The sequence below is a fragment of the Pseudomonas sp. LBUM1662 genome (assembly GCF_059695915.1).
In genome coordinates this window covers 6,096,278-6,112,008 of record NZ_CP166793.1, presented here as the reverse complement: position 1 = coordinate 6,112,008, position 15,731 = coordinate 6,096,278, and the positions used below count along the sequence as shown (strand labels likewise).

Sequence of the window (15,731 nt, the reverse complement as noted above, 5' to 3'; positions counted from 1 at the left end):
TTTCGAGTGTAGACGGGCAATTCGGCGGGGGGGAGGTAGGGGGGATTTAATCTGTAGAAAGCAAAACCCCCGGCCTGGGCCGGGGGTTCTGTGATCACTCGTCGAGGAAGGAGCGTAGATGCTCGCTTCTCGTCGGGTGGCGCAGCTTGCGCAGCGCCTTGGCTTCGATCTGACGAATCCGTTCACGGGTCACGTCGAACTGCTTACCAACCTCCTCGAGGGTGTGGTCGGTATTCATGTCGATACCGAAGCGCATGCGCAGAACCTTGGCTTCACGGGCAGTGAGGCCGGACAGAACTTCGCGAGTCGCTTCTTTAAGGCTCTCAACGGTTGCTACATCGATTGGCGACTGCATGGTCGAGTCTTCGATGAAGTCACCCAGATGGGAGTCTTCGTCATCACCGATCGGGGTTTCCATGGAGATCGGCTCTTTAGCGATCTTCAATACCTTGCGGATCTTGTCCTCAGGCATTTCCATGCGTTCGCCCAGCTCTTCCGGGGTCGGTTCGCGACCCATTTCCTGCAACATCTGCCGGGAAATACGGTTGAGCTTGTTGATCGTCTCGATCATGTGCACCGGAATACGGATGGTGCGGGCCTGGTCGGCGATCGAGCGAGTGATCGCCTGACGGATCCACCAGGTGGCATAAGTCGAGAATTTGTAGCCGCGGCGGTATTCGAACTTGTCTACCGCTTTCATCAAACCGATGTTGCCTTCCTGGATCAAATCGAGGAATTGCAGGCCACGGTTGGTGTACTTCTTGGCGATGGAGATCACCAGACGCAAGTTCGCTTCAACCATCTCTTTCTTCGCGCGGCGGGCCTTGGCCTCACCGATCGACATGCGACGGTTGATGTCCTTGATCTCGGCGATCGTCAAACCGGTTTCGGTTTCCAGCGCGGTCAGCTTTTGCTGGCAACGAATGATGTCCGGTTGCAGGCGACCAATGGCTTCAGCGTATTTGCTTTTGCCTTTGGCCAGTGCATCGGTCCAGCTTTCGTCAACTTCGTTGCCCGGGAACTGGCGCAGGAAGTCGGCACGCGGCATGCGGGCATCACGAACGCAAAGTTGCATGATCGCGCGCTCTTGCTGACGCAGACGATCCAGGGCACTGCGAACACGCTCGACCAGGCCTTCGAATTGCTTCGGAACCAGTTTGATCGGCATGAACAGCTCAGCCAGCAGCACCAGCTCGGCAATTGCCAGCTTGTTGCCACGACCGTGCTTTTTCAGCGCCTTGCGGGTGACTTCCATCTGATCGGAGACAGCGCCAAAGCGCTGAGCTGCGATGACCGGATCCGGACCGCTTTCGGCTTCTTCTTCGTCGTCGGTGCTGGCTTCAGCTTCGTCGTCGTCGGTATCGTCGTCCGCTTTCACGGCTTTCGGGTCGACAGGCGGCGGCACTTCTGCAGCAGGCGGCGCAATGCCATCGTCCGGGTCGATATAACCGCTCAGGACGTCGGACAGGCGGCCACCTTCGGTGGTGACGCGAGTGTACTCGGAGAGAATGTGGTCAACCGTGCCAGGGAAGTGCGCGATTGCGCCCATCACTTCACGGATACCCTCCTCAATACGTTTGGCGATTTCGATTTCGCCTTCACGTGTGAGGAGCTCTACCGTACCCATTTCACGCATGTACATGCGCACTGGGTCGGTGGTGCGACCAATGTCGGTCTCGACCGCTGCCAACGCTGCTGCTGCCTCTTCGGCCGCGGCTTCGTCAGTATCGGCGTCGGCCAGCATAAGGGAATCCTTATCTGGCGCAACCTCGAATACGTTGATCCCCATGTCATTGATCATGCGGATGATGTCTTCCACCTGTTCCGGATCTGAAATATCCTCCGGCAGGTGGTCGTTGACCTCCGCGTAAGTCAGGTAACCCTGCTCACGACCAAGTGTGATCAACTCTTTGATACGAGACTGCTGTTGCGCTTTTCCGGACATAACACCCTATCCACTGAAGGTCTTGGCGGGCAAAAAACAAGCCGAGGATTATACCTGAGCTATGACCTCACGCGCCAGTTGAGGTCGGGGTTGATACAGCCATATTGCGTTTTAATAGGTCGCGCATCTGATTTGCGATCTGAATTGCTTCCTCCGCGGTCAATCCTGGCTGCCTTGCTTTCCTGATTAGTACTTCCAGGCTATCCGTGTGTTGACTTGCCGATAACCTAGTAATGGTGTCTAAAAACTGTTGTTCAAGGTTGTCACCGTCAATCAGCCACTCCTTTTCCGCCAAAGCCTTGAGCAGACGCCCCTGTTCAGTCCCATGCCAGCGGGCCATTAACTGAATAGAGTTTAGCTTAGGATTTTTCTGCACCGCCCCGATGAGGGCCACCAGCAGTTGCGCGTACGTGTTGCTCTCATTCGCGAAGTGATCGGCAGTTTCTACCTTGCCCGCCAGTTCCGGATGATGAATAAGGGTGCGCAGGGCGATCAGTGTTGGCGCTTCGACCGCGATCGGTGTGCGTGGGGCGCTGTGCTGGTCGCGATCACCGCCGCGCTTGCCATTCTTGTCCCACGGTTTCTTGTCCCATTTCTTGCCGCCTGCGCCGGGTTTCTTGGGCGTCCATTCCTGCTGCGGCACATACATCTCTTGTGCCTGCGGCTGATGGTAGTCGCTGTAATCCGGCATGGCGTCGTAATCGATGCCCGGGTCGTACGCCGGTGGCGCGTCCTGGGGTGCACTTTGCACCAGTTGGCTCACGGCTTCACCGCTCAGACCGGTGATTTCGGTCAGGCGCTGACGCATCAGGATGCGCAGGTTCGCTCCCGGGACCTTGTCGATCAGCGGCGCGGCGAGAGTGGCCATGTGGGCCTTGCCTTCAAGCGAGCGCGGGTCCGATTCCTCGGTCAGTTGCTGAAAGAAATAATCCGCCAATGGCTGGGCGTGCTGGTTGATCCGCGCGCGGAAAGCGTCGGTGCCTTCGGAGCGGACCAGCGTGTCCGGGTCTTCGCCTTCAGGCAGGAACAAAAAGCGTGCGCGCCGACCGTCTTGCAGGCAAGGCAGGGTAGCCTCCAATGCCCGCCACGCGGCGTTGCGCCCCGCCTGGTCGCCGTCGAAGCAGAACAGGACGTTGGGCACGACGCGATAAAGCCGCTTCATGTGCTCTTCGCTGGTAGCGGTGCCCAAGGTCGCGACGGCATTGCGCAAGCCTTGCTGGGCGAGGGCGATGACGTCCATGTAGCCTTCGACGACGATGATTTCGTCGAGGTTGCGGTTGTTCTTGCGGGCTTCATAAAGGCCGTAGAGTTCCTGGCCTTTATGGAATACCGGGGTTTCCGGTGAGTTCAGGTATTTCGGCTTGTCGTCGCCCAGTACCCGGCCACCGAAAGCGATGATGCGCCCACGGCTGTCGCGGATCGGGAACATCACGCGATCGCGAAAGCGGTCATAGCGTTTGCCGGATTCGGCGTTCTCGATCAGCAGGCCGGCGTCGACCATGGCTTTCTGTTGCAGGGTGTCGCTGCTCAAGTGCTTGAACAGATTGTCCCAGCCTGGCGGGGCGAAGCCGAGGCCAAAGTCCCGGGCGATTTCGCCGGTCAGGCCGCGACCTTTCAAATAATCCACAGCCGCTTTGCGCGATGGATGGCTTTTCAGGGCCTGGCGGTAAAAGTCGGCGGCAGCAGTCAGCAACGGGTACAGCGGCGAATCGGTCGGTTGCCGCGGTTTGTGCGGACGACCGCTTTCTTCGCGGGGGATTTCCATGCCGGCGGCTTTGGCCAGTTCTTCGACAGCCTGGACGAAATCCAGGTTGTCGTGGTCCATCATGAAGCCGAGGGCGTTGCCGCCAGCGCCGCAGCCGAAGCAATAATAGAACTGCTTGTCGGGGCTGACGCTGAAGGACGGGGTTTTCTCTTTATGAAAAGGGCAGCAGGCGGTGTAGTTCTTGCCGGCCTTTTTCATTTGCAGGCGAGAGCTGACCACATCGACGATGTCGGTGCGGTTCAGAAGGTCGTCAATGAAGCTCTGGGGAATTAGCCCGGCCATGGCGTTCTCGTCATCTGCGCTGAAATGGACCCAAAACGAAGAGCGGCCGAACGCGGGTCGTTGTTTGAGGCGCGCAAAATGTGCGGCTCGACCGGTGTCGTCTGCGTAATCGCTGTCGGGAAGTGTATCTGCCGAAAATCCACTGACGTTAGTACCAATCAGTATTCGACTATTTGAAAGTGTTGCGCTGAAATCCGCTGCGGCCAGTCGAGGGCCTCGGATAGCTCAATAAGCGGGCACGCATGAAGGTGCCTTGGGCTGATCGTCGTGAGAGGAATCAGTGGGTGTGCTCGTCAGTAGCCTTGGAAGGCTCGTCAGAAAAGACGTGCACCGCTGGCAAAAGAGCCAGGTCTGACGCTGTGAAGCAGGTTTGTCTCGGTCGCGTCTGCGGCTTTGACGGTGAAGCATCAAGCGTTTTCCGCAAATGCCATAAGCCCGGCTGAGGGCCGGGCTTGGCAGAAGCTTGCTACGAACGTCTGTGTATTAGTACAGACGAACGGCGCGGCGCTGTTCGCGCTGAACTTTCTTCGCGTGACGCTTAACAGCGGCTGCTGCTTTGCGCTTACGCTCGGAAGTAGGCTTCTCGTAGAATTCGCGGCTACGAACTTCAGCCAGTACACCGGCTTTTTCGCAGGAGCGCTTGAAACGACGCAGAGCTACGTCGAAGGGTTCGTTCTCTTTTACTTTGACGGCTGGCATCCAGAGCTACCTTCATTCATTACCGGGGTCAACATCCTCGCGGCAAAAGAGCACTTGAAGACGTCGGTTTTTAAGGGTTGCGGATGTTAACTCCTCATCGACCGGAATGCAAAGCCTCTGATCGAAAACCGCTAGTCGGGGCATCCCATGGCGACTATTATGCGCGCCTTCGAATTCAGCCTAAACAAGGCGCAAACCCATGCTAGTACTGGGATTAGAAACCTCCTGCGACGAAACCGGTGTCGCATTATATGACAGTGAACGCGGCCTGCTGGCCGACGCGCTGTTCAGCCAGATCGACCTGCACCGCGCCTATGGCGGCGTGGTGCCGGAGCTGGCCTCGCGCGACCACGTCAAACGCATGCTGCCCTTGATCCGTCAGGTGTTGGCCGAAGCTGACTGCGTGCCGACCGAGATCGACGCCATCGCTTATACCGCGGGTCCTGGCCTGGTCGGTGCCTTGCTGGTGGGCGCCTCCTGCGCTCAGGCGCTGGCCTTCGCCTGGGGCATTCCGGCCTTGGGTGTTCACCACATGGAAGGCCACTTGCTGGCGCCGATGCTGGAGCCGCAACCGCCACAATTCCCGTTCGTCGCTTTGTTGGTGTCGGGTGGTCATACGCAGCTCGTTCAGGTCGACGGAATCGGCCACTACACGCTGTTGGGCGAGACCCTCGACGATGCCGCCGGTGAAGCGTTCGACAAGACCGCGAAGATGATGGGCCTCAATTATCCGGGCGGTCCGGAAATCGCCAAACTGGCTGAGCGTGGCGTTTCAGGCCGTTTCACCTTTCCGCGTCCGATGTGCGACCGTCCGGGCCTGGCTTTCAGCTTCAGCGGCTTGAAAACCTTTGCCCTGAACACCTGGCAGCAGAGTGTCAGCGCCGGGGACGACAGCGAGCAAGCCCGTTGCGACATCTCTCTGGCGTTCCAGCAGGCCGTGGTGGAGACTTTGACCATCAAGTGCAAGCGTGCCCTGAAACAGGCGGGTATGAAGCGTCTGGTGATCGCAGGGGGCGTCAGTGCCAACAAGGCGCTGCGCACTTCACTGGAGAAGATGCTCGGTGACATGAAGGGCGATGTGTTTTATGCCCGTCCGGAGTTCTGCACCGACAATGGCGCGATGATCGCGTTTGCCGGTTGCCAGCGCTTGCAGGCTGGTCAGCACGAAAGCCTGGCGATCAGCGTTCAGGCGCGCTGGCCGATGGAGCAACTGTCGGCGCTGTGATGAGCGGCGCTCACGTGCGGTATTTAAAAATGCCGTTCGCGCCCGGCAAACAGGTCGCGTAGATTGCCGCGATGACGCCAGACGATCAGCCCCGTGAGTGCGCTCATGGGCAGCAACGCCGCCGGCTCTTGCCAGGCAAGTAATGGCAGGGTCAACGGCGTGGCGATCAGCGCCGCCAGTGAGCTGGTGCGGGTCAGGTAGAACGTCAGCAACCAGGCACAGACCGCCAGCAATGCAGCGGGCGGATACAGGCCCAGCAGCATGCCGGCCGCGGTGGCGACACCCTTGCCACCGCGAAAGCGGAAGTACAGCGGGAACAGGTGGCCGATGACGGCACAAACGCCGATCCAGGCCTGTTCTTGCAGGGAAAGACCCGCAACACCGGCGATCAGCACCGGCAGCAGGCCTTTGCAGAGGTCGCCGATCAAGGTCAGGATGGCGAGTTTCTTGCCAGCCAGGCGCAACATGTTGGTGGCGCCGGCATTACCCGAGCCACTCATTCGCGGATCGGGGTTACCCGTCAGGCGGCTGAGCAAAATGGCGAAGGACAGAGAGCCGAGCAGGTAGGCGAGGGTCGCCAATAACCAAAACATGCTAACTATTCCGGGCGAGGACGCCCTGATTCTAACGGCGCATTGCGCCCTTGTCGTGCAGCGGAGAAAAGTGCTTGGACAGAGTGTTTATCGAGGGCCTGGAAGTCGACACCGTGATTGGTGCCTACGACTGGGAACGAGGCATCCGACAGTGCCTGAGACTTGATCTGAGCTTCGCCTGGGACAATCGCCCGGCCGCTGCCGGGGATGACCTGACCCTGGCGCTCGACTACGCGAGCGTTTCGTCGCGCATCCAGGCCTTTGCCGAGCAGGCGCAGTTCCAGCTGGTCGAGACTTTTGCCGAACGTCTGGTGGAAGTGTTGATGAGCGAATTCAAGATCACCTGGATGCGCCTCAAACTGACCAAACCTGGCGCCGTCCCGGCGGCCACCGGTGGTGTGGGCGTGGAGATCGAGCGCGGATGTCGCTGACTCAGGTGTATCTCGGGCTCGGTAGCAATATCGAGCGCGAAACCCATTTGCAGGCTGGGCTCGAAGCTCTGGCGGGTTTCCTGGTGGATATCCGTTGCTCGGCGGTGTTCGAAAGCCAGCCAGTGGGGATCAAGAGCGGGCCGTTCTTCAATTTCGTGGTCTCGGCCTACACCGATCTGCCGCTGATGGAGCTGGACCGTCGATTGAAATTCATCGAGGCGGACAATGGCCGTTACGCGCCAGACCGCAAGGGTCTGCCGCTGGATATCGACGTGCTGCTGTTTGGCGATCTGGTGGGTAATTTCGATGGGTTGATCCTGCCGCGGGCAGAGATTCTGAAAAATGCCTTTGTGTTGTGGCCGTTGTCGCTGATTGCGCCGGATCGAGTGCATCCGAGCGTAGGAAAAAGCTTCGCGACGTTGTGGGGCGAGGCGCAGATTGATCAGGTGCTGGCGCCGGTGGCGTTCGAGTGGCGCGGTGAGCAGCTGACGCCTTCGCATTTGTTGTGAGGCGGATGACGTCTTCGCGGGCAAGCCTCGCTCCTACAGATGCAAGTCATTTGCCGATGGGCAAGCGACGCAGAACTTGTAGGAGCGAGGCTTGCCCGCGAAGCTTTTCAGGCAGACGCCGCCTCCTTGTAAACTTTTAACGCCTTAAGCCGTTCCCGCTTGATCGCCTCGCCCAACTCCGGCCCCTTGAATCCCTTCTCCAGCAACGGCTGAACCGCCACGCTCCGGGCCGCAGTCGCCGCCCCGCGCAAATAATCCGCCTGTGGATAACTTCTCTGCTCCAACCCTTTGCGGCCACGCGCGTCCATCTCGCACGCGGCAATGAACTCTTCAAACCGTTGAGGCCGGCGATAAACATCAAAGCTCTGCAGCAACTCCAGCAACGTCGAGGGTTTCAGCTCCAGGGCGCGATGGCCGTGAGTGTGATATTGGCCCACCAGCAATGCCAATTCCTGGCAATCCTTCGGTGCCTTGAAGCGTTCGTTGACCGCTTTGATCAGCTTCAGGCCCGTATGTTCGTGGGCGATATGCCTTGGCCATTCTTCCTCGGGCGTCAATCCTTTGCCCAGGTCGTGCAGCAGGCACGCCCAGCGCACGGTCAACGGTTGTTTATGCAGCGCCGCTTGTTCGAGCACGCTGAGGGTGTGCACGCCCGTGTCGATTTCCGGGTGATGGGCTTCCGGTTGTGGCACGCCAAACAGAGCGTCGACTTCCGGCATCAACACCTTGAGCGCGCCACATTTGCGCAGCACCTCGATGAACACCTGTGGCTGATCTTCCATCAGCGCACGGGAAATCTCTTTCCAGCTGCGTTCGGCAGTCAACGCCTCCAGTTCGCCTGAATGACTGAGTTGACGCATGAGCGCCAGAGTTTCAGGCGCAACGGTGAAACCCAGTTCGGCGTAACGGGCTGCGAAGCGGGCAACGCGCAGAACACGGAGCGGATCTTCGGCGAACGCGGGGGACACGTGACGCAGCACGCGAGCTTCGAGATCGCGCTGGCCGTGATACGGGTCGGTCAGGTTCTGCTGATCGTCTTCGGCCATGGCGTTGATCGTCAGGTCGCGACGGATCAAGTCTTCTTCGAGGGTGACTTCGGGGCTGGCGTGAAAGGTGAAGCCGCCGTAGCCGCGTCCGCTTTTGCGTTCGGTACGGGCGAGGGCGTATTCCTCACCGCTCTTGGGGTGAAGAAATACCGGGAAGTCAGCGCCTACCGGGCGAAAGCCCTTGGCGAGCATTTCTTCGGTGGTGGCGCCGACCACGACCCAGTCGATATCGGTGACAGGCTTGCCCAGCAGGCGATCACGTACCGCACCGCCGACTTTATAAATCCGCATAAAAAACCTCCGTTAGCTCGACAGAATAACCTTTGCGTCGAACTTCCGGAGGCAGAAACAGGATCAAAGATGAATGACGGCCAGGTCCAGCCGGCCGTAATCCCCCTCGCTGTGCTCGCCTCTGGGCGGGACATGGTGAACTTTCATGACTTGGTCGCCTTGCAGCGTTTCCAGGTGAATGTCGAAGCCCCACAGCCGATGCAGGTGCTTGAGCACTTCCTCGGTGGACTCGCCCAGCGGTTTGCGGTCGTGCTGCTGGTGACGCAAGGTCAGGGAGCGGTCGCCGCGCCGGTCGATGCTGTAGATCTGAATGTTGGGCTCGCGATTACCCAGGTTGTACTGCGCGGCCAGGGTTTCGCGAATGATGCGGTAGCCCCCTTCGTCGTGAATCGCCGGGACCAGCAGATCGTCCTTTTGGTCATCATCGAGAATGCTGAACAACTTGAGGTCGCGGATCACCTGGGGTGACAGGTACTGCAGGATGAAGCTTTCATCCTTGAAGCTGCTCATGGCGAACTTGATGCTCGACAGCCAGTCGGTGCCGGCAATCTCAGGGAACCAGCGGTAATCCTCTTCGGTCGGGTGTTCACACATGCGACGGATGTCCCGGTACATGGCAAAACCCAGGGTGTAGGGGTTGATGCCGTTGTAGTAGGGGCTGTCGAAGCCGGGTTGGTAGACCACGCTGGTGTGGGACGTCAAAAACTCCATCATGAAACCGTCGGTGACGAGGCCTTCGTCATACAGGTCATTCATCAGCGTGTAGTGCCAGAACGTCGCCCAACCTTCGTTCATCACCTGGGTCTGGCGTTGCGGGTAGAAATACTGGGCAATCTTGCGCACGATCCGCACGATTTCCCGCTGCCAGGGCTCCAGCAGCGGCGCGTGTTTTTCGATGAAGTAGAGGATGTTTTCCTGAGGTTCGGCGGGGAAGCGTGCGTTGTCCTTGTCGCTGTACTTGTCCGCACCTTTTGGAATGGTCCGCCACAGATCGTTGATCTGCTTCTGCAAATGCTCTTCCCGATCCTTCTGCCGACGGCGTTCTTCTTCCGCCGAAATCGGATACGGGCGTTTGTAGCGATCGACTCCGTAGTTCATCAGCGCGTGGCAGGAATCCAGCAGGTCCTCCACCGCGTCGATGCCGTGGCGTTCTTCGCATTGCATGATGTACTGCTTGGCAAAGACCAGGTAATCGATGATCGAACTGGCGTCCGTCCAGGTGCGGAACAGGTAGTTGCCCTTGAAGAAGCTGTTGTGGCCGTAGCACGCGTGAGCGACCACCAGGGCCTGCATGCAGATCGTGTTTTCTTCCATCAGGTACGCGATGCAGGGGTCCGAGTTGATCACAATCTCGTAGGCCAGTCCCATCTGCCCGCGGCTGTAGGATTTCTCGGTGCTGAGGAAGTGTTTGCCGTAGGACCAATGGTGATAACCCAGCGGCATGCCGACGGAGGCGTAGGCGTCCATCATCTGCTCGGCGGTGATCACTTCGATCTGGTTGGGGTAGGTATCCAAGGCATAACGGGCTGCCAGGCGACTGATTTCCTTGTCATAGGCCTGGATCAGCTCGAATGTCCATTCGGAGCCGGTGGAAATGGGTTGGCGCTTCTGCTCTTTGGCGGTCATGTCACTAACCTGCGCTGGAAGAGTTCACGGAAGACCGGATAGATATCCCCGGCCGAGACCAGTTGCTGCTGGGCAAAAGTGTCAGAGAAGGCTTCGGCAATGCGTTCGTACTCGAACCACAAGGCCTGATGTTCGCGCGGGGTAATCTCAACGTAAGTGTAGTACTGCACGAACGGCATGATCTGGTTGATCAGGATGTCGCGACAGATCGGCGAGTCGTCATTCCAGTTGTCGCCGTCGGAGGCCTGGGCCGCGTAGATGTTCCACTCATTGCTCGGATAACGCTCGGCCATGATCTCCTGCATCAGCTTCAAGGCGCTGGAGACGATGGTGCCGCCGGTTTCCCGGGAGTAGAAGAACTCTTCCTCATCCACTTCGCGGGCACTGGTGTGGTGGCGGATGAACACGACGTCGATCTTGTCGTAGTTACGCTTGAGAAACAGGTACAGCAGGATGAAGAAGCGCTTGGCGATGTCCTTGGTCGCCTGGGTCATCGAGCCGGACACGTCCATCAGGCAGAACATCACCGCTTTGGAGCTGGGGTTCGGCTGCTTGATGAGCAGGTTGTACTTGAGGTCGAAGGTGTCGAGAAAGGGCACGCGATGAATGCGCGCGCTGAGTTTTTCGATTTCTGCCTCGATTTCCTGAATATCGCCGAAGTTATCCGGTTCATCCCGCTTGAGTCGCAGCAACTCCTCTTTGGCTTCGCGCAATTTTGCCCGGCTGCTGCCAGACAGGGCGATTCGCCGAGCATGGGCTGAACGCAAGGTACGGATGATGTTGATCCGTGACGGGTTGCCTTCGTTGCTGATGCCCGCACGAACGGTCTTGAAGGTGTCGGTGCCGGTCAGGTTGCGTTTGACCAGGTTCGGCAGTTCGAGGTCCTCGAACATGAATTCGAGAAATTCCTCCTGGGTGATCTGGAAGACGAATTCGTCCATCCCTTCACCCGAGTTGCCCGCTTTGCCCGGGCCCCGGCCGCCGCCACCGCCGGGTGGGCGGGCGATGTGTTCGCCACTGGTGAATTCCTTGTTGCCGGGGTGCACGACCGTTTGTTTGCCGCCGCGTCCGTGGTGAAGCACCGGCTCGTCGATGTCGCGGCCGGGGATGCTGATCTGTTCGCCGTGTTCCATATCGGTAATGGAACGCCGACTGACCGCCTCTTCGACGGCCTTCTTGATGTGGTCACGATAGCGCCGCAGAAACCGCTGACGGTTCACCGTGCTCTTGTTCTTGCCATTGAGACGTCGGTCGATCACATAGCTCATGACTGCTCCTTAGAAGCTGTCCTGAAAGGGGCGAGCGGTTATGCAGCATCGTACCGAGTGCCAAGGGATGTTCACGCTCCCCCAAGCGCTTTGGATGCTGCCTGAACCTCGCTACCGACTTTCGAACACCTTCCAGAGGCCTGTGTAACAGAAAAAGCGCACACAGGTCTCTGGCTGACGACAACCGGTCTGACCGGCAGCGGGTTACTGTGATTTTCTGACCCGCAGGTACCACTCGGACAGCAGTCGTACCTGTTTGTCGGTGTAGCCCCGCTCGACCATCCGTGTGACGAAGTCGTTGTGCTTTTGCTGGTCCTCTTTGCTGGCCTTGGCATTGAAGCTGATGACCGGCAGCAGGTCCTCGGTGTTGGAGAACATTTTCTTCTCGATGACCACCCGCAGTTTTTCGTAGCTGAGCCAGGTCGGGTTCTTGCCATTGTTGTTGGCCCGTGCGCGCAGTACGAAGTTGACGATTTCGTTGCGGAAATCCTTCGGATTGCTGATGCCGGCCGGTTTTTCGATTTTCTCCAGTTCTTCGTTCAGCGCGACGCGGTTGAGGATCTCGCCGGTTTCCGGGTCGCGGTATTCCTGGTCCTGGATCCAGAAGTCGGCGTACAGCACGTAGCGATCGAAGATGTTCTGGCCGTACTCGCTGTAAGACTCGAGGTAGGCGGTCTGGATCTCCTTGCCGATGAATTCGATATAACGCGGAGCCAGGTATTCCTTGAGGAAGCGCAGATAGCGTTCGCGGGTCTCGGCCTGGAATTGTTCCTGTTCGATCTGCTGTTCCAGCACATAGAGCAAGTGCACCGGGTTGGCGGCGATTTCGTGCGGGTCAAAGTTGAAGACCTTGGACAGGATCTTGAACGCAAACCGGGTCGACAGACCGTTCATGCCTTCGTCTACACCGGCATTGTCGCGGTATTCCTGGATCGACTTGGCTTTTGGATCCGTGTCCTTGAGATTCTCGCCGTCATACACGCGCATCTTGGAGTAGATGTTGGAGTTTTCCGGCTCCTTGAGGCGTGACAGCACGGTGAACTGGGCGAGCATTTTCAGGGTGTCTGGCGCGCAATGGGCCTTGGCCAGGGAGCTGTTGAACAGAAGCTTGTCGTAGATCTTCACTTCGTCACTGACCCGCAGGCAGTACGGCACTTTGACGATGTAGATCCGGTCGATGAAGGCTTCGTTGTTCTTGTTGTTACGGAAGGTGTGCCATTCCGATTCGTTGGAGTGAGCCAGCAGGATCCCGGTAAACGGAATCGCCCCGAGGCCTTCGGTACTGTTGTAGTTGCCTTCCTGAGTGGCGGTCAGCAATGGGTGCAGCACCTTGATCGGTGCCTTGAACATTTCGACAAATTCCATCAGGCCCTGGTTGGCCCGGCACAGTGCGCCCGAATAGCTGTAGGCGTCGGCGTCGTTCTGTGGGTATTCCTCGAGTTTGCGGATATCGACCTTGCCCACCAACGCCGAGATGTCCTGGTTGTTTTCATCGCCCGGTTCGGTTTTGGCCACCGCGATCTGATTCAGGATCGACGGATAGAGTTTCACCACGCGGAACTGGCTGATGTCGCCGCCGAATTCGGCCAGGCGTTTGGTCGCCCATGGCGACATGATGGTGTTGAGATACCGCCGTGGGATGCCAAAATCTTCCTCGAGGATCGCGCCATCTTCGGTGGCGTTGAACAGACCCAGTGGCGACTCGAATACCGGCGAGCCCTTGATCGCGTAGAAGGGCACTTTCTCGATCAGTTGTTTGAGCTTCTCGGCCAGGGACGATTTACCGCCACCGACGGGGCCGAGCAGATAGAGGATTTGTTTCTTCTCTTCCAGGCCCTGAGCGGCATGGCGGAAATACGACACGATCTGGTCAATGCATTCTTCCATCCCGTGGAAGTCTTCAAAGGCCGGATAGCGGCGGATCACCTTGTTGGAGAAGATTCGCGACAGTCTCGAATTGGTCGAGGTGTCGAGCAGCTCCGGTTCTCCGATAGCCAGCAATAGACGCTCGGCGGCGGAGGCGTAGGCGCTGCGGTCCTGTTTGCACAGCTCAAGATACTCTTGCAGCGAGAGTTCTTCCTGGCGTGTGGACTCGAAGCGTTGTTGGAAGTGGCTAAAGATACTCATGACGTCACCTCGCTCGATACGTGGAGCCGACGCCGGATCATTCAGTCGATGCTGGCAGCAACCGGATATGCAGTTGCTGTTTACCCCCCAGAACTCCTTCGGAGCTGACTACCCCGAAAGCTACTCCCGATGACCCGCGCGCCGGTGTACCGGCTCTCCCCTGTTTTGGATGGCCTGCGCTTAAGGATAGTTGGGAATTCGAGAGGTAAAGGGTCGATACGTAATTAGTTGTGGCAGACCGTTCGTCTGCCACCGTGCGAGCCCGCGGGGGCCGGGGCTTGCACGTTGCAAAAAAATTATTCGGACGTGCCTTGCGCCGTTTCCGCAGGATAAGTCGTACGCCACAGCTCAAAACCGCCATCCATGCTGTACACGTCGGAAAAGCCCTGGCTGATCAGGTACGCGGCGGCGCCCTGGCTGGAATTGCCGTGGTAGCAGACCACTACGGTCGGTGCGTCCAGATCGGCCGCCTGGATAAAGGCGTGCAACGAATGATTGTCCAGATGCTTCGAGCCGCTGATGTGCAACGCGGCAAAAGTAGCAGGATCACGGACATCAACCACCACTGCGCCTTGTTCGCGCAGGGCCTGTGCCTGTTCTGGGGGGATGCGTTTGAATTCGCTCATGGCGGGCTCCTGTGGCTCGGCTGAAAGCGCAGTCTAGCGCTGGGCGCTGGCTGGCGTTTGTTCGGGGATAGAGGGGGCGACTGGCGGCAGGGTGTGGCCATGTTCGTCGCATTTGCACTGCAGGCGTTCACCGGTATCGACATTCATCAAGGTCATGGCGCCGCCCCAGACACACCCGGTGTCGAGTGCGAAGATGCCCGGCTCATCACAGCGCCCTTCGAGCGCAGCCCAATGACCGAAGATAATCTTCACGTCCTTGGTCTTGCGCTCCTTGTGCTTGAACCAAGGTGCGTAACCCGGCGGCGCGGTGTCGATGCCTTCCTTGCCCTTGAGGTCGAGTTTGCCTTCGCTGGTACAAAAACGCATGCGGGTGAAATAGTTGGTGATCACGCGCAGGCGGGTCACGCCTTTGAGGTCGTTGTCCCATTTCACCGGTTCATTGCCGTACATGCCGTCAAGGTAGGCCGGGAAACGGTTGTCGTCGCGCAGGGCTTCTTCGACCTCTGCGGCGCACTTCAATGCTTTGCGCAGCGACCACTGGGGCGGGATGCCGGCATGGACGAGGGCGATGTTGCGCTGTTCGTCGTAGTGCATGAGCTTTTGCCCGCGCACCCACTCCAGCAGTTCCGCAGCATCGGGTGCCTGGAGGATCTCGCGCAGGGTGTCAGCTTTCTTCAGGCGTTCAATGTTCTGCCCGGCCGCCAGCAAGTGCAGGTCATGGTTGCCGAGCACGCACACCAGCGAGTCGCGCAAGCTATAAAGGAAGCGCAAGGTCGCCAGAGACTGCGGGCCACGGTTGACCAGATCGCCCACCAGCCACAAACGATCCTTTGCAGGGTCGAAGGCGACTTGTTTGAGCAGGCATTGCAGCGGCTCAAGGCAGCCTTGAAGGTCACCGACGGCGTACGTCGCCATCAGTGCAGGGCTCCGGGCACCGCCAGGCGGAATGGCGCGATGGTGGCGTCGAAGTGTTTGCCGTCGTCGGCAACCATCTCATAAGTGCCTTGCATCGTGCCGACCTTGGAGGTCATGACGGTGCCGCTGCTGTAGGTATGGCTTTTGCCCGGTTCGATCAATGGTTGCTGGCCAACAACGCCCGCACCACGGACCTCTTCGACATGCCCGTCGCCATCGGTGATGACCCAGTGCCGTGACAGTAACTTGGCTGCAAGCTCGCCGTTGTTCTGCACGGTGATGGTATAGGCGAAGGCAAAGCGGTCGTGCTCGGGTTGCGATTGTTCTGCCAGATAGCGGGTGACGACGCTGACGTCGACCTGATAACGAGGATCGGACATGCA

At 58.7% G+C, this 15,731-nt stretch carries 14 protein-coding genes; 3 read left to right on the top strand and 11 right to left on the bottom strand.

Annotation, left to right across the window (positions count from 1 at the left end; genetic code table 11):
- Positions 1-94: 94 nt before the first annotated feature.
- The 3 genes from rpoD to rpsU all read right to left on the bottom strand — a co-directional run bounded on the left by rpoD (position 95) and on the right by rpsU (position 4,691).
- Positions 95-1,945 (bottom strand): RNA polymerase sigma factor RpoD, encoded by a 1,851-nt coding sequence (rpoD, locus tag ACA049_RS27895; protein ID WP_497331337.1) that lies wholly within the window; start codon positions 1,943-1,945, stop codon positions 95-97.
- A 67-nt stretch (positions 1,946-2,012) separates the two neighbouring features.
- On the bottom strand, positions 2,013-3,992 hold the full coding sequence (gene dnaG / locus ACA049_RS27890) for a DNA primase (protein WP_497331335.1): 1,980 nt from the start codon (positions 3,990-3,992) through the stop codon (positions 2,013-2,015).
- Between the two features lie 483 nt (positions 3,993-4,475).
- Positions 4,476-4,691, bottom strand: a complete 216-nt coding sequence (gene rpsU / locus ACA049_RS27885; protein WP_002551877.1) for a 30S ribosomal protein S21 — start codon at positions 4,689-4,691, stop codon at positions 4,476-4,478.
- 199 nt (positions 4,692-4,890) lie between these two features.
- Between rpsU and tsaD the strand changes: the two genes are divergently transcribed.
- Positions 4,891-5,916: a tRNA (adenosine(37)-N6)-threonylcarbamoyltransferase complex transferase subunit TsaD gene (gene tsaD / locus ACA049_RS27880; RefSeq protein WP_010467153.1), complete on the top strand. Its 1,026-nt coding sequence runs from the start codon at positions 4,891-4,893 to the stop codon at positions 5,914-5,916.
- Positions 5,917-5,939: 23 nt separating this feature from the next.
- On the opposite strand, the gene plsY is transcribed toward tsaD, so the two are convergent.
- Positions 5,940-6,509: a glycerol-3-phosphate 1-O-acyltransferase PlsY gene (gene plsY, locus ACA049_RS27875; protein ID WP_150654008.1), complete on the bottom strand. Its 570-nt coding sequence runs from the start codon at positions 6,507-6,509 to the stop codon at positions 5,940-5,942.
- 74 nt (positions 6,510-6,583) lie between these two features.
- Here plsY and folB point away from each other — a divergent pair, with 74 nt between their 5' ends.
- A complete protein-coding gene (gene folB, locus ACA049_RS27870; RefSeq protein WP_008051601.1) occupies positions 6,584-6,940 on the top strand; it encodes a dihydroneopterin aldolase in 357 nt (118 codons plus the stop codon).
- The gene (gene folK, locus ACA049_RS27865; protein WP_497331333.1) at positions 6,931-7,449 is read left to right on the top strand and encodes a 2-amino-4-hydroxy-6-hydroxymethyldihydropteridine diphosphokinase; all 519 of its coding nucleotides are present in this window, start codon (positions 6,931-6,933) and stop codon (positions 7,447-7,449) included. The genes folB and folK overlap by 10 nt, the downstream gene beginning before the upstream one ends.
- Positions 7,450-7,556: 107 nt before the next feature.
- Here folK and ACA049_RS27860 read toward each other — a convergent pair whose 3' ends face one another.
- The 7 genes from ACA049_RS27860 to apaG all read right to left on the bottom strand — a co-directional run bounded on the left by ACA049_RS27860 (position 7,557) and on the right by apaG (position 15,728).
- A complete protein-coding gene (locus ACA049_RS27860) occupies positions 7,557-8,786 on the bottom strand; it encodes a multifunctional CCA addition/repair protein (RefSeq protein ID WP_497331331.1) in 1,230 nt (409 codons plus the stop codon).
- Positions 8,787-8,849: 63 nt separating this feature from the next.
- The gene (locus tag ACA049_RS27855; protein ID WP_497331329.1) at positions 8,850-10,412 is read right to left on the bottom strand and encodes a SpoVR family protein; all 1,563 of its coding nucleotides are present in this window, start codon (positions 10,410-10,412) and stop codon (positions 8,850-8,852) included.
- Positions 10,409-11,680 carry a YeaH/YhbH family protein gene (locus ACA049_RS27850; RefSeq protein ID WP_010467159.1) on the bottom strand — a complete coding sequence of 424 codons (1,272 nt, stop codon included), beginning with the start codon at positions 11,678-11,680 and terminating at the stop codon, positions 10,409-10,411. The genes ACA049_RS27855 and ACA049_RS27850 overlap by 4 nt, the downstream gene beginning before the upstream one ends.
- A gap of 204 nt (positions 11,681-11,884) precedes the next feature.
- Positions 11,885-13,807 carry a PrkA family serine protein kinase gene (locus ACA049_RS27845; protein ID WP_010467160.1) on the bottom strand — a complete coding sequence of 641 codons (1,923 nt, stop codon included), beginning with the start codon at positions 13,805-13,807 and terminating at the stop codon, positions 11,885-11,887.
- Positions 13,808-14,103: 296 nt separating this feature from the next.
- Positions 14,104-14,433 carry a thiosulfate sulfurtransferase GlpE gene (gene glpE, locus ACA049_RS27840; RefSeq protein ID WP_109635326.1) on the bottom strand — a complete coding sequence of 110 codons (330 nt, stop codon included), beginning with the start codon at positions 14,431-14,433 and terminating at the stop codon, positions 14,104-14,106.
- A gap of 33 nt (positions 14,434-14,466) precedes the next feature.
- Positions 14,467-15,348, bottom strand: a complete 882-nt coding sequence (locus ACA049_RS27835; protein WP_497331327.1) for a symmetrical bis(5'-nucleosyl)-tetraphosphatase — start codon at positions 15,346-15,348, stop codon at positions 14,467-14,469.
- Positions 15,348-15,728: a Co2+/Mg2+ efflux facilitator ApaG/CorD gene (apaG, locus tag ACA049_RS27830; RefSeq protein WP_497331325.1), complete on the bottom strand. Its 381-nt coding sequence runs from the start codon at positions 15,726-15,728 to the stop codon at positions 15,348-15,350. Before apaG ends, ACA049_RS27835 begins: the two co-directional genes overlap by 1 nt.
- Positions 15,729-15,731: the final 3 nt, after the last annotated feature.

Excerpts from the sequence above, each read along its gene's own strand:
- rpsU (WP_002551877.1), bottom strand. The coding sequence starts at position 4,691 with ATGCCAGCCGTCAAAGTAAAAGAGAACGAACCCTTCGACGTAGCTCTG.
- dnaG (WP_497331335.1), bottom strand. The coding sequence starts at position 3,992 with ATGGCCGGGCTAATTCCCCAGAGCTTCATTGACGACCTTCTGAACCGC.
- folK (WP_497331333.1), top strand. The coding sequence starts at position 6,931 with ATGTCGCTGACTCAGGTGTATCTCGGGCTCGGTAGCAATATCGAGCGC.
- rpoD (WP_497331337.1), bottom strand. The coding sequence starts at position 1,945 with ATGTCCGGAAAAGCGCAACAGCAGTCTCGTATCAAAGAGTTGATCACA.
- glpE (WP_109635326.1), bottom strand. The coding sequence starts at position 14,433 with ATGAGCGAATTCAAACGCATCCCCCCAGAACAGGCACAGGCCCTGCGC.
- apaG (WP_497331325.1), bottom strand. The coding sequence starts at position 15,728 with ATGTCCGATCCTCGTTATCAGGTCGACGTCAGCGTCGTCACCCGCTAT.
- ACA049_RS27855 (WP_497331329.1), bottom strand. The coding sequence starts at position 10,412 with ATGACCGCCAAAGAGCAGAAGCGCCAACCCATTTCCACCGGCTCCGAA.
- ACA049_RS27835 (WP_497331327.1), bottom strand. The coding sequence starts at position 15,348 with ATGGCGACGTACGCCGTCGGTGACCTTCAAGGCTGCCTTGAGCCGCTG.
- ACA049_RS27860 (WP_497331331.1), bottom strand. The coding sequence starts at position 8,786 with ATGCGGATTTATAAAGTCGGCGGTGCGGTACGTGATCGCCTGCTGGGC.
- ACA049_RS27850 (WP_010467159.1), bottom strand. The coding sequence starts at position 11,680 with ATGAGCTATGTGATCGACCGACGTCTCAATGGCAAGAACAAGAGCACG.
- ACA049_RS27845 (WP_010467160.1), bottom strand. The coding sequence starts at position 13,807 with ATGAGTATCTTTAGCCACTTCCAACAACGCTTCGAGTCCACACGCCAG.
- plsY (WP_150654008.1), bottom strand. The coding sequence starts at position 6,509 with ATGTTTTGGTTATTGGCGACCCTCGCCTACCTGCTCGGCTCTCTGTCC.
- tsaD (WP_010467153.1), top strand. The coding sequence starts at position 4,891 with ATGCTAGTACTGGGATTAGAAACCTCCTGCGACGAAACCGGTGTCGCA.